Source organism: Stenotrophomonas sp. SI-NJAU-1, assembly GCF_020883215.1.
GTDB classification, from domain to species: domain Bacteria; phylum Pseudomonadota; class Gammaproteobacteria; order Xanthomonadales; family Xanthomonadaceae; genus Stenotrophomonas; species Stenotrophomonas indicatrix.
Genome location: NZ_CP086598.1, coordinates 132,950 through 145,870 on the forward strand (window position 1 = coordinate 132,950; position 12,921 = coordinate 145,870).

The 12,921-nt window shown below is 67.7% G+C and carries 10 protein-coding genes; 8 read left to right on the top strand and 2 right to left on the bottom strand.

Annotated features, from left to right (window positions below; all coding sequences use genetic code 11):
- Nucleotides 1-5: 5 nt before the first annotated feature.
- Nucleotides 6-3,692 carry an indolepyruvate ferredoxin oxidoreductase family protein gene (locus tag LMF57_RS00530; RefSeq protein WP_117309179.1) on the bottom strand — a complete coding sequence of 1,229 codons (3,687 nt, stop codon included), beginning with the start codon at nucleotides 3,690-3,692 and terminating at the stop codon, nucleotides 6-8.
- A 171-nt stretch (nucleotides 3,693-3,863) separates the two neighbouring features.
- On the opposite strand from LMF57_RS00530, the gene LMF57_RS00535 reads away from it, so the two are divergent.
- The gene (locus LMF57_RS00535; RefSeq protein ID WP_208081917.1) at nucleotides 3,864-4,499 is read left to right on the top strand and encodes a tetratricopeptide repeat protein; all 636 of its coding nucleotides are present in this window, start codon (nucleotides 3,864-3,866) and stop codon (nucleotides 4,497-4,499) included.
- 585 nt (nucleotides 4,500-5,084) lie between these two features.
- Here LMF57_RS00535 and LMF57_RS00540 read toward each other — a convergent pair.
- A complete protein-coding gene (locus LMF57_RS00540) occupies nucleotides 5,085-6,569 on the bottom strand; it encodes an AAA family ATPase (RefSeq protein WP_208083189.1) in 1,485 nt (494 codons plus the stop codon).
- A gap of 122 nt (nucleotides 6,570-6,691) precedes the next feature.
- On the opposite strand from LMF57_RS00540, the gene LMF57_RS00545 reads away from it, so the two are divergent.
- The 7 genes from LMF57_RS00545 (at nucleotide 6,692) to LMF57_RS00575 (ending at nucleotide 12,909) form a co-directional block, all read left to right on the top strand.
- Nucleotides 6,692-7,321 carry a ParA family protein gene (locus tag LMF57_RS00545; protein ID WP_208083188.1) on the top strand — a complete coding sequence of 210 codons (630 nt, stop codon included), beginning with the start codon at nucleotides 6,692-6,694 and terminating at the stop codon, nucleotides 7,319-7,321.
- Nucleotides 7,322-7,358: 37 nt separating this feature from the next.
- On the top strand, nucleotides 7,359-7,835 hold the full coding sequence (locus tag LMF57_RS00550) for a histidine phosphatase family protein (protein ID WP_032977995.1): 477 nt from the start codon (nucleotides 7,359-7,361) through the stop codon (nucleotides 7,833-7,835).
- A 4-nt stretch (nucleotides 7,836-7,839) separates the two neighbouring features.
- Nucleotides 7,840-8,457 (top strand): YceI family protein, encoded by a 618-nt coding sequence (locus tag LMF57_RS00555; protein WP_117309182.1) that lies wholly within the window; start codon nucleotides 7,840-7,842, stop codon nucleotides 8,455-8,457.
- Nucleotides 8,454-10,511 carry a phospholipase D family protein gene (locus tag LMF57_RS00560; RefSeq protein ID WP_208083187.1) on the top strand — a complete coding sequence of 686 codons (2,058 nt, stop codon included), beginning with the start codon at nucleotides 8,454-8,456 and terminating at the stop codon, nucleotides 10,509-10,511. The genes LMF57_RS00555 and LMF57_RS00560 overlap by 4 nt, the downstream gene beginning before the upstream one ends.
- A 10-nt stretch (nucleotides 10,512-10,521) precedes the next feature.
- On the top strand, nucleotides 10,522-10,956 hold the full coding sequence (locus LMF57_RS00565) for a hotdog fold thioesterase (protein WP_117309184.1): 435 nt from the start codon (nucleotides 10,522-10,524) through the stop codon (nucleotides 10,954-10,956).
- A 119-nt stretch (nucleotides 10,957-11,075) separates the two neighbouring features.
- Complete coding sequence (locus LMF57_RS00570) at nucleotides 11,076-11,867, top strand: lysophospholipid acyltransferase family protein (RefSeq protein ID WP_208083186.1); 792 nt, start codon at nucleotides 11,076-11,078, stop codon at nucleotides 11,865-11,867.
- Between the two features lie 7 nt (nucleotides 11,868-11,874).
- Nucleotides 11,875-12,909 carry an alpha/beta fold hydrolase gene (locus tag LMF57_RS00575; RefSeq protein WP_208083190.1) on the top strand — a complete coding sequence of 345 codons (1,035 nt, stop codon included), beginning with the start codon at nucleotides 11,875-11,877 and terminating at the stop codon, nucleotides 12,907-12,909.
- The last annotated feature ends 12 nt before the right edge of the window (nucleotides 12,910-12,921 follow it).

The following is a 12,921-nucleotide window of genomic DNA, read 5'->3' on the forward strand; positions in this document are numbered from 1 at the left end:
ATCGATTACGCCACCTGCACGATATGCAGCGCCTTCGGATTCCGCCACTGCGCCAGCAGCACCGCTTCGCGGGCCTTGGCCTTCTCGAAGTGTGCTTCCTTGACGTGGCCGAAGCCGCGGATGTGCTCGGGAATGCTGGCGATCTCCACCGCCAGCGCCAGGCGGTCGTCATCCAGTCCGTCGATCAGCTGCTGCACGGTCGCCTCATAATCGGTGATCAGCTGGCGCTCCATGCGACGCTCTTCGGTGCGGCCGAACACATCCAGGCGACCACCGCGCAGGAACTTCAGCTTCGCCAGCAGGCCGAACGCCTTGAACATCCACGGGCCGTATTCCTTCTTCTGCAGCCGGCCCTGCTCGTCCTTCTTCGCGAACAGTGGCGGTGCCAGATGGAAGCGCAGCTGGTAATCGCCTTCGAACTGCTGCTGCAGGCGCCGCTGGAAGTCGCCGCTGGTGTACAGGCGCGCCACTTCGTACTCGTCCTTGTACGCCATCAGCTTGAACAGGTAGCGGGCCACGGTTTCGGTCAACGCGGTGGAGCCGCCGATGCGCTCGGCTTCGGCCGCGCGTACGCGCTCGACCAGCGTGCGGTAGCGGTTGGCGTAGGCGGCATCCTGGTAGTCGGTCAGGAAGGCCGAGCGGCGCTCGATCATCTCGTCCAGCGAGCGCGACAGGCGCGCATCGTCCAGCGGCAGGAAGGCGACATCGCCACCGTGCGTCGGCAGCCCGCGCAGCTCGCGCTCGTCACCGGTGTTGCGCGGTGCGGTGGTAGCGCCCCACTCGTTGCCTTCCCATTCGCCCGGCGGCAGCGCATGCAGCGGGCCCGGCGTGTTCTCGGTGTCGGTGTGGCGGTTGCGCACCAGGCCGGCGGCCTGCTGCACGGCCTGCGGATCGACTGCGGCCAGGCGGCCCCAGGCGAAGGCCTGCTGGTTCATCGCCACGGCCGCGCCGTTGAGTTCGATGGCGCGCATCAGCGACTCGAACGACAGCGGCACCAGGCCCTGCTGCCAGGCGTAGCCGAGGATGAACAGGTTGGCGGCGATCGCATCGCCGAGCAGCGCGGTGGCCAGCTGGGTTGCGTCCAGCAGCAGCGGCTCCTCGCCACCCAGGGCCACGCGCACGCCGGCGATGATGTCGGCGGCGGGGAACTGCATGTCCGGGCGGGTGGTGAAGGTGCCCGGCATCGCTTCGTAGGTATTGAGCACCACCTGCGAACGGCCGGCGCGTACCTTCGACAGCGCCCAGTAGTCGTTGACCACCACCATGTCGCAGCCCAGCACCAGATCGGCTTCACCGGCGGCGATGCGCACCGCATGGATGTCGTCCGGGCAGCGGGCGATGCGGATGTGCGTGGTCACCGCGCCACCCTTCTGCGCCAGGCCGGTCTGGTCGAGCACCGAGGCGCCCTTGCCTTCAAGGTGACCGGCCATGCCCAGCAGGGCGCCGATGGTCACCACGCCGGTACCGCCAACGCCGGTGATCAGGATGTTCCAGGGTTGCTCCAGGGTGCCGCGTACCACCGGTGCCGGCAGGTTGTCCAGCAGCGTGGAGGCATCGCGCTTGCTGCCCTTGCGCGGTTGCCCACCGTGCACGGTGACGAAGCTCGGGCAGAAGCCGTTGACGCAGGAATAGTCCTTGTTGCAGTTGGACTGGTCGATGTCGCGCTTGCGACCGAACTCGGTTTCCTTCGGCAGCACCGACACGCAGAAACTCTTCTTGCCGCAGTCGCCGCAGCCTTCGCAGACCAGCGAATTGATCATCACCCGCTTGGCCGGGTCTTCCAGCTTGCCGCGCTTGCGGCGGCGGCGCTTCTCGGTGGCGCAGGTCTGTTCGTAGATCAGGATCGAAACACCCTTCACTTCGCGCAGGCGCTTCTGCACCGCATCCAGCTCGCTGCGGTCGTGGAACTCCACGTCGCTGGGGAAATGCTCGCGCTGGCGCGTCCACTTGGCGATGTTGTCCGACAACACCATGATGGTGTGGATGCCCTCGGCCCGCATCTGCTTTGCGATGTCCGGCACGCTCAACGGGCCGTCCACCGGCTGCCCGCCGGTCATCGCCACCGCATCGTTGTAGAGGATCTTGTAGGTGATGTTGACGCCGGCGGCGATCGCCTGGCGGATCGCCAGCGAACCGCTATGGAAATAGGTGCCGTCGCCCAGGTTCTGGAACACGTGCTGGGTGTCGGTGAACGCGGCCTGCCCGGCCCACGTCACGCCTTCGCCACCCATGTGAGTGAAGGTGTCGGTGCTGCGGTCCATCCAGGTCACCATGTAATGGCAACCGATGCCGGCCAGCGCACGCGAGCCGTCCGGCACGGTGGTGGAGGTGTTGTGCGGGCAGCCGGAGCAGTAGTGCGGCACGCGCGGGAAGCTGGCACGCGGCAACGCAAGCTCGGCTTCCTTCTCCTGCATCCACTGCAGGCGCTGCTCGATGGAGTCGTTGTTGAAGAACTTCTGGATGCGGCGACCGATCACGCCGGCGATGGTGGCCGGGGTCAGTTCGCCGGTGGACGGCAGGATCCACTCGCCGGCCTCGTCGTACTTGCCGACGATGGACGGGCGCTGGCCCCAGCTGGCCGGCCAGTTGAAGAACTGCTCCTTCATCTGGCGCTCGATGAAGGCACGCTTCTCCTCCACCACGATGATGTCTTCCAGGCCCTGCGCAAAGCGCGCGATGCCTTCCGGTTCCAGCGGCCAGGTCATGCCGACCTTGTACACGCGGATGCCGATGTCGGCGCAGGCCTGCTCGTCCAGGCCCAGGTATTCCAGGGCCTGCAGCACGTCCAGGTAGCTCTTGCCGGTGGTGACGATGCCCAGCCGCGCACGCGGCGCGTCCATCACCACCTTGTCGATGCCGTTGGCACGGGCGAAGGCCTGCGCGGCTTTCACCGCATAGCGGTGCAGGCGCATCTCCTGGTCCAGCGGCGGATCGGGCCAGCGGATGTTGAGGCCGCCGGCGGGCATGTCGAAGTCCTCCGGCAGCACGATGCGCCGGGCCAGCGGATCAACCTCGACCGAGGCCGACGATTCCACCGTCTCGGCGATCGTCTTGAAGCCGACCCAACGCCCGGTGTAACGGCTCATCGCCCAGCCGAGCAGGCCCATGTCGAGGATGTCCTGCACGCCGGCCGGGTTCAGCACCGGCATCATCGCGCTGACGAATTCGTCCTCGCTGCCATGCGGCAGGGTCGAGCTGCGGCAGGCATGGTCATCGGCGGCCAGTGCCAGCACACCACCATGGCGCGACGTGCCGGCGGCGTTGGCGTGCTTGAACACGTCGCCGCAGCGGTCCACGCCCGGGCCCTTGCCGTACCACATGCCGAACACGCCCTGCACGTTGGCACCGGGGAACAGGTTGGTCTGCTGGGTACCCCACACCATGGTGGCGCCCAGGTCCTCGTTGAGGCCCGGGGTGAACTTCACCTTGGCCGTTTCCAGGTGCTTGCGCGCGCGCCACAGTTCCAGGTCGAAGCCGCCCAGCGGGCTGCCGCGATAGCCACTGATGAAACCGGCGCTGTCGATGCCCGCAGCTTCGTCGCGCAGGCGCTGCATCAGCGGCAGCCGCACCAGCGCCTGCACACCACTCAGGTAGATCCGCCCTGCGTTGCGGGTGTACTTGTGGTCGAGCGTGTAATCACGGTCGAGCAGGTCGGCGGAAGCGGGCGAGGTGAGTTGCGCGGTACTGGTCATGGCTGGCCTGTCAGGATCGGCTGGCACCGGCCGCGCAGGTGCACGCGGCGGGAAAGGCGCGAATTGTAACAGTGGGGGGCCAGGGCCCCCGGCACTCGCGCCGGGGCCGTGCTGGGGTTAGGATCGGGGAGAGAGAGGGAGGGTTGGTGTTTCAACCTTGGGGGAATTGGGATGTCAGTTGCAGGACAGTTCCTGGCCGGCGTGTTGCTGGTTTCGGGAGCGGCCACTGTGTGGGCCGCGCCGGCATTGCCGGCACCGCAGGAGTTCTATTTCGACAGCGACGCCGCTGCCGCGCCGATCACGGTGGTGCAGGGTGAAGGCGAAGATCTGGTGGCACAGTTGCTGAAGCATCGCGAGCGTGGCCGCAAGGGCCTGGAGGCCACGGCGCAGCTGGCGTCGGTGGCCATTGCGCAGGGGCGCGCGGAACTGGGCGACAAGCTCTATCGCGAGGCACTGGCCGAAGCGCCGGTGCAGAGCGCGCTGGGCCGCAGCGTACGCTGGAACTATGGCTGGGACCTGTTGCGGCAGGGCCAGGCGCTGGCAGCGCTGGAACAGTGGCAGGCCGCTGTCAGTACCCTGCGCAGCAATCCGGGCTGGGTACCGCCGAGCTATGCGCTGGCACTGTGGCGTGCCGGCCAGCAGCAGGAGGCGGTGAAGTGGTATGCCGCCGCCGTACGGACCGAGCCGGGGCAATGGCGCGACAGCAGTCGTTACGCGCAGCTGTTGCCGGGCTGGCGCGATGACGAACGCGCGACATTGGCCGAAGTACAGCAGGCCTGGGTGGCCGCGCCTCCAGCCTGGCCCTGAGGGTGGGGGTTCGGCCGGGTTGCACCCGGCACCCGCAGAGGCAACGGCCGAAGCAACAGCAACAGCCGAAGCAACAACGGGCTTCCTGCGGGATGGCGGGGCACTGTGGGTTTGCGGGGCCGCCGTAAACCCATCCATGGGGGCTTGGTCGCGGCATCCATGCCGCTCACACCCCGCAAACCCACAGTGCCCCGCCTTCGACAGATTCCCGCTGCTGTTGGTAGGTGTCGACCTTGGTCGACACGTAGATCCACGCCATGCGTGGATGAATCTGCATCGGAGTCGAATTATCGATATCTGATCGAAATGCAGCCGAGCGTGGGCTCGGCGCTACAAAAAGCGGCCAGCCAACCGCTTTTGTTTTTGCTCTTCTTTTTTCTTTTCCGTGGCTGATCGCCCCCGGAAACTGTCAGAGGTCGGGCGGGGTGGGTTCGCGGGGGTGTCCGCGGCATGGATGCCGCGGCCAAGCCTCCAGGGACGGATTCACGGCGTCCCCCGCGAATCCACCCCGCCCGACCAAGCGCGGCTTTTGATTCTTGCGGCCAACCAGCAGCCACGAGGGGCTGCGCCGTTCGCAGGAAACCCTCAGTCGTCCGCAGACACCGTGCGCCCCGACGCCCACTCCCGCAACGCCACCACCTGCTCGGCCATCAGCACCGACAACGGCCGTGTCGTGCGGATCTCGCCCATCAGCAGCTCGGTGTCCAGTGGCCGCCCTTCGGCATGCGCCGAATACAGCCCGGCCACGATCGCCTGCTCGATCTCCGCACCGGAAAAACCGTTGGCCGCTGCGGCCAGTGCCGGCAGCGCGAAGTCGTCGGCATTGAGCTGGCGCCGTCCCAGGTGCAGCCGCAGCAGTTCCACGCGCACATCGGCCGAGGGCAGGTCGACGAAGAAGATCTCGTCGAAGCGGCCCTTGCGCAGCAGCTCGGCCGGCAGCTCGTGCACCTGGTTGGCGGTGGCCACGATGAACACCGGCGCCTTGCGCTCGGCCATCCAGGTCAGCAGGTAGCCGAGCACGCGGCGCGACACGCCGCCATCCTCGGTGCCGGTGGCCAGGCCCTTTTCGATCTCATCCATCCACAGCACGCACGGCGCCAGCTGCTCGGCCGAGGCCAGTGCCTGGCGCAGGTTGGCCTCGGTCTCGCCGTGGTACTTGTTATACAGCGCGCCCACGTCCAGGCGCAGCAGCGGCACGCCGAAGCCGGCGGCGGTGGCCTTGGCCAGCATCGACTTGCCACAGCCCTGCACGCCCAGCAGCAGCATGCCGCGCGGCGGGTCCAGCCCGGCCGGTGCCGAGCCGGCGATGAAGGCGACGCGACGCTGGTTGATCCAGCGCTTGAGCCGGTTGGCGCCGGCCACATCGCCGAAGCGCGCGCTGTCATGTTCGAAGAACAGGTGGCCGCTGCGGTTGAGCAGCTCGAACTTCAGCCGCGCCAACTGTGGCAGGTCATCGTCGCGCAGCGCGCCATCGGCATAGATCAGCTGCCGCGCGATGCGCCGCGCATCGACCAGGCTCAGGCCCTGCAGGTTCTTCAGGATCTTCTTGACCGCCTCGTTGTCCACTTCCACCCGGCGCCCGCCGTGTTCGCGTGCATAGGCATCGGCTTCCTCGCGCAGCATCTTCAACAGCGCATTGGCGTCGGGCAGGCGCGGGTTGAAGCGCACCGCCAGGGCTTCCAGTTCGGCGGGCAGTTCCACCTTGGCGCCGATCAGCACCAGCACGTGCGGTTCGCTGTGGCGGCGCTGGATCAGGTCGCGCAGGGCACGCTGGTGGCTGGCGTAGCCCAGGTAGGGGTGGAAATCGAGCAGCAGGTACACGCCGCGCTGGTCGGCCTGGCGGATCATCTGCAATGCGGCGCTGGCATCGGGCGGACCGACCGGCTCGTCCTCGCGCTCCAGGTCGATGCGACGCAGGCCCTCGGTGATCGACCAGCGGTGCAGGGCCCGCCAGACATGCATCAGCGTCTGCCGGAACAGCTCGACGATGCGACCCTCATCCTGGGTCTCGACCACGATCAACGGCGTGTTGGCGCGGATCAGTGCGCTCAGGTCCTGCAGTTCGCTCATGGCGGTTCGATCCTTCGGGGGCGCCACGATAGCAAAGCCCGGGGCACTGGTTCAGCACGGCTCTACCTTCCGTCACCATCGGCGGTGTACGCTCGGGGCACGTACCCGGAAGCGAGGCTGGCATGAAGACGATCCTGGTGGCCGGTTCCAAGGGCGGGGTGGGCAAGACCACCATCGCCACCCACCTGGCCGCGTACGCGGCATTGCAAGGCAGGGCCACGGTGATCGCCGATGCCGACCCGCAGGGCTCCAGCACCCGCTGGGCACAGCGCCGGGCCGGGCTGGAAAGCGCGGTGCTGCCGATCGACGTGTACCGCAGGAAGCAATGGGCGCAGAAGCTGCCCGACGGTACCGATACCGTGGTGATCGATGCACCGGCCGGCGCGCTGGCCGACGATATCCCGCATTTCCTCGACGCTGCCGATGCCGTGGTAGTGCCGGTGCTGCCCTCGGCGCTGGACATCGAAGCCATCGTCGGCTTCCTCAACAGCCTGGCCCAGGTACCGCGCGTGCACAGCCGCAAGCTGCCGGTCGGGCTGGTGCTGAACCGCACCAAGCCCTGGACCCAGACCTCGCAGCAGGCCCTGCAGATGCTGGCTGACTGGCCTTATCCGGTGGTCGCCCAGCTGCGCGACAGCCAGAGCTATGTGGTCATGACCGGCCTGGGCCGCAGTCTTTTCGATTACCGCTCCGCCCAGGTGCGCGAGCACCAGGCCGACTGGGAACCCCTGTTGTCCTGGCTGAAGCTGTAACAGCCGTAGGTCTCCATCCCTTCATTGGAATCCCGCAATGCGCGAACTGATCCTGCTCCGCCACGCCCACGCCGAACCGGCCACCACCGGCCAGGCCGACCTCGACCGGCCGTTGTCGCCGGTGGGGCTCGCTGAAGCCGAAGCCGCCGGCAAGTGGCTGAAGGAAAACAACCTGCTGCCGGACTGCGTGCTGTGTTCCCCGTCGCGGCGGACCCGCGAAACCCTGGAAGCGGTGATGGCGGCCATCGGCTATGTCGAAAAGCGCCTGGAAGACCGTATCTACGAGGCGACCCCCGGCACCCTGGCGGCGCTGGTGGACGAGCGTCGTGACCTGGACCGGGTGCTGATCGTCGGCCACAACCCCGGGCTGGAGCAGCTGGTGGCGCTGATGACCGATGGCACCAGCAGTGATTACCGTGGCATGCCGCCGGGCGGCGTGGCCGTGCTCGGTTTCGCCCGAGAGGCGACGATCGAGCCGGGCGTGGCCAGCCTGAACGCCTTCTGGTGGCCGTAAGCCGATGAGGTTGGCGTTGCCGGGCCGCTGCCTGCTGCCAGTCATCCTGGCCATCAGCCCGGCCTGGGCCGCTGCACCGCCACCGACTGCGCTGCCGGCGGTCGTGGCCGAGCCACCCCGTACGCTGCAGCTGGATGTGGTGCGCTCGCAGATCGGTTTCGAAGTCCGCACCCGCTTCGGCCAGCGCATCGAGGGCGTGTTCCCCCGCTTCGAGGGGCGTATCGAGGTGCTGTCCGATGGCCGTCACCAGGTCCACCTGAAGATGTTCACCCGTACCGTGGAGATCCCCGGCAAGGACCGCTATACCGGCTGGATGCGTGGCCCGGAGTTCTTCGACGCCGGCCGTTACCCGTTCGTGGAGTTCGACTCGCTGCCGTACTGGCCGGAGACGGTCGCCGAGGGGGGCGGCATCGACGGTCGGCTGACCCTGCGTGGCGTCAGCCATGCGGAGACGCTCAAGGTCGAGAAGGCGGAATGTGCCCGACCCGGCTATGATTGCGACGTCGTCAGCCGCGGTACCGTGCAACGAGGTCGGTATGGCATGGACAGCTGGCAGCTTGCCTTGAGTGACCGAGTGACTTTCGTATTGCGTGCGCGCCTCAGCGAGGCGTCGAAACCGTGAATCCCCTGCTGCGTGTATTGGCGCTGGCAACCGTGTTGCTGGGCAGCGGCTGCGCGTCGCTGTCGCACGCCCAGCGTGATCGCGCCGAGGCGATCGCCGTGCAGGCGCGCTCGACCCAGGTCGATTGCCGGCAGGCCGACCGCTGCGCACTGGACTCACCCCTGCGGGCACTGGCCGGCCGGGCGTTCAGCGAATCGACCCCGGACCAGCCGCGGCACTACGCCACCCTGCTGGACGAGGGCGAAGGTGCGCTGGTCGCGCGACTGAACCTGCTGCGCAGCGCCACCCGCAGCATCGACCTGCAGACCTACATCTTCGACAAGGACGACAGCGCCCGGCTGGTCATCGACGAGCTGCTGGCGGCGTCGCGTCGCGGAGTGAAGGTGCGGCTGCTGATCGACCAGCTTTCGGCGATCTCCGATCTGCAGATTCTCGGTGCACTGGCCGGTGCCCATGAGAACTTCCAGCTGCGGATCTACAACCCGACGTTCGGCAAGGCCCGGCTGAACTACTTCGACTATGCCGGCAGCGTGCTGTGCTGCTTCCGCCGCTTCAACCAGCGCATGCACAACAAGCTGCTGGTGATCGACGACGCGATCGGCGTGGTCGGCGGACGCAATTACCAGGACGACTATTACGACTGGGACCGCGAGTACAACTTCCGCGACCGCGATGTGCTGATCGCCGGCCCGGAAGCGCGGACGATGGCGGCCAACTTCGATGCGTTCTGGCGCGCGCAGCGCAGCGTGCCGGCCGAGCGCCTGAACGATGTCGGCCGTACCCTGCTCAAGCACGGCGTGCCGGTGCTGCCACCGGCACAGTTCCGCAGGCCCGAGCGGGTGGAGCGGGTCAGCGAGGAAGCCAACGACGTCGCCTTCGTCACCCGTTCGTTCGTGGACACCGCACTGCCGGTCGCCTCGGTGCGCTATGTGGCCGATCTGCCGCGCAAGCACCGGCGTGAGCGCGCTGACGCACCGCTGGCCGGGCAGCACGTCACCGAGCCGCAGCTGGATGCATTGATCTCCAGTGCGCAGCATGAAGTGATCCTGCAGACCCCCTACCTGGTGCTGTCCAAGCCGGCGCAGACACTGTTCCGCGAGCTGCGCAAGCGCCCGCAACCGCCGCGCGTGGTGGTATCCAGCAACAGCCTGGCCGCCACCGACAATCCGATCGTGTACGCGCTGTCGTACAAGTACAAGCGGCGCAACATGCGCGAGCTGGGCTTCAACATCTTCGAATTCAAGCCGTTCCCGCTGGATGCCCCGGTCGATTACCGCAACCTGCTGCCCGACCCGATCGCTGCGCCCGGTGCCGATGAACCGACTGGCCGCAACCCGCTGCTCGGTGGCAGCGCTGCGGGCAGCAACGCCGGTGGCGGTGGTGATGGCGCGGCTATCGGGAAAGCGGACGACCGGCCGGCGCGGGTGATCCATCCGCGTACCGGCAGTGCCTATGAGAATGCCCGTGCGCGCCGGCGTGCTGCCGGCAGCGAAGTCGAGACCCGCCTGCTGCGTACCGAAACGCGCCCCTCGTTCCTGGGCAGCAAGGCGGTCAACAAGCCGCTGCCGGTCACCCGCAAGGGCGCGCGCATGGGCCTGCATGCCAAGTCGCTGGTGGTCGACCGCCGCATCGGCGTGGTCGGCACCCACAACTTCGATCCGCGCAGCGAGAACTACAACACCGAAGGCGCGGTGATCATCGACGATCCGGCCTTCGCCGAGCAGCTGGCCCAGAGCATCCTGCGCGATACCCACCCGCAGAACTCCTGGACGGTGGCGCCGCGTGCCAAGCCGCCGGTCCTGTCCGGCCTGAACTACAGCGTCGGCAAGGCCTCCGAGGCGCTGCCGATCCTCGACTTCTGGCCGTGGCGCTACGCCACCGACTACGAGTTCAAGCCCGGCCCGGACTGCCCGCAGCCACTGCCGCGGCAGAGCGCCGATTTCCACCGCTGCTATGTCGCGGTAGGCGACTTCCCCGAGGTCAATGTCGGGCCGAAGTGGCTGCTGGTACGCATGCTGACCGCATTCGGCGCTGGCCTCGTTCCCATCCTCTGAAGGTAGCCGCATGACCCAGGTATTCCGCGAAGCCGTGTCCATCGAGCAGCTCAACGCTCTCAGCCGCAATACCGCCATCGAGACGCTAGGCATCGTCTTCAGCGCCGCTGGCGAGGACTGGCTGCAGGCGACCATGCCGGTGGATGAGCGCACCCGCCAGCCGTACGGCATCCTGCACGGTGGCGCCTCGGTGGTGCTGGCCGAAACCCTGGGCAGCAGCGCCGGCAACCTCTGCGTGGATACCGCCAAGCAGGTCTGCGTGGGCCTGGAGATCAACGCCAACCACGTACGCGCCGTGCGTTCGGGTACGGTCACCGGCACCGCGCGCGCGGTGCACGTGGGCCGCAGCACCCAGCTGTGGGAAATCCGCATCGAGGACGAGCAGGGCCGTCTGGTCTGCATCTCGCGGCTGACCCTGGCCGTGGTGGCGGCCGGGCACGGTTGAGCCGTCGCGGCATCGATGACGGCGGCGGAACCCAGCGTTCCCCGCCGATGGCCGCCGTCAATGAGACTTATGGCCGAATTCGGCTGGCAGCGATGGCAGCCCTCCGGTATCGTGCGTGGATGACTTCCCCCACTCCGGCCCCCCGCGGCGGCGGGGCGCGTGTGTGCCGTTACCTGTACCGCGTACCGCTGCTGTTGGTCCACATCACCGTGTTCCTGCCGCTGATCCTGATCGGCATGCTTCCGCCATGGGGCGAGCTGCGCGTGGGCGATGCTACCTTCGGCGCCAAGGTAGTGAACTGGTGGCAGGGCGGCCTGATGTGGATCTTCGGCTTCCGCCTGTCGCGCGTCGGCCAGCCGCTGCCGGGCGCAGTGCTGTTCGTGGCCAACCATGTCAGCTGGGTCGATATCTCCATCCTGCACAGCCAGCGCATGATGGGCTTTGTCGCCAAGCGCGAGATCGCCAGCTGGCCGGTGGTCGGTTGGCTTGCCGCGCGCGGCCAGACCATTTTCCACCAGCGTGGCAACACCGAATCGCTTGGTGGGGTGATGCAGGTGATGGCCGACCGCCTGCGCGCCGGCAAGGCGGTAGGCGTGTTCCCGGAAGGGCGTACCCGCGGCGGCCACGACGTTGGCCCGTTCCATGCGCGCATCTTCCAGGCTGCCGTCGAGACCGGCGTGCCGGTGCAGCCGGTGGCGCTGATCTACGGCGTGCGCGGCGATGCGCAGACCATCGTGGCCTTCGGCCCGGGCGAAAGCTTCTTCGCCAATTTCCTGCGCCTGCTCGGTGAGCCGGCGCGGCATACCGAAGTGCATTTCCTGGAGCCGATCGGCACCCAGGACCTGGAAGGCCGTCGGCGCATCGCGGAAACCTCGCGCGCGCGCATCGTGGCGGCCATGAGCGGGGATTGAGGCGATGGTGGCCGTGTCTCCGCCACCGACCCTCGACGCTGATGCGCCGATGCTCACCGCGTCCGACTATCAGCCGCCGCGCTGGCTGCGCAATCCGCACCTGCAGTCGATGCTCAGCTCCAGCCGCATGCGCCTGCAGCGCGGCCTGCTGCTGCTGGCCGCCACCGGCGCGGTCAGCGAGGAGTTGATCCTCGATGGAGGCGAGGGGGTACGCCTGCAGGGCTGGCACAGCCATGTCGAAGGGCGCGAACCGCGCGGCATCGCCCTGCTGCTGCATGGCTGGGAAGGCAGCGCCGAATCCAGCTACATGCGCATGGCCGCCGCCCGCATGCTGGAGCAGGGGTTCGACGTGGTGCGGCTGAACTTCCGCGACCACGGCAACACCCATCACCTCAATCCCGGCATCTTCCACTCCAACCTCATCGACGAAGTGGTGCATGCCGCGGGCGATGTCGCCCAGCGCTGGCCCGATCTTCCGCTGGTTGCAGCCGGCTATTCGCTGGGTGGCAACTTCGTGCTGCGGCTGGCCCAGCGTGCGCCGGCCGCCGGTGTGCCGCTGCAGCACGTGGCGGCCGTCTGCCCGGTGCTGGACCCGGGGCTGACCATGGAGAACATCGAGAACGGCCCGGCGATGTACGACTGGTACTTCCGCCGCAAGTGGGCCGGCTCGCTGCGGCGCAAGCGCGATCTGTTCCCCGAACTGAGCGACTGCGACGACCGCGTGCTGAACATGGACATCCGTTCGCTGACCGCCTGGCTGGTCGAGCGGCACACCACGTTCGGTTCGTTGCAGGCCTATTTCGATGGCTACTCCATCGCCGGCGACCGCCTGTCCACGCTGCAGGTACCTGCTGACATCCTGATGGCGCAGGACGATCCGGTGATCCCCTACGCGACCTTCCGCGACTGGCAGCTGCCGCAGCAGGCGCGGCTGGAAACCGCCTGCTGGGGCGGCCACTGTGGCTTCCTGGAAAACTGGCGCGGCGATGGCTTCTCCGAGCGCTGGGTCGCGCAGCGCCTGCGGCGGGTCCTGCCGGGCTGAACCGGCACCGGC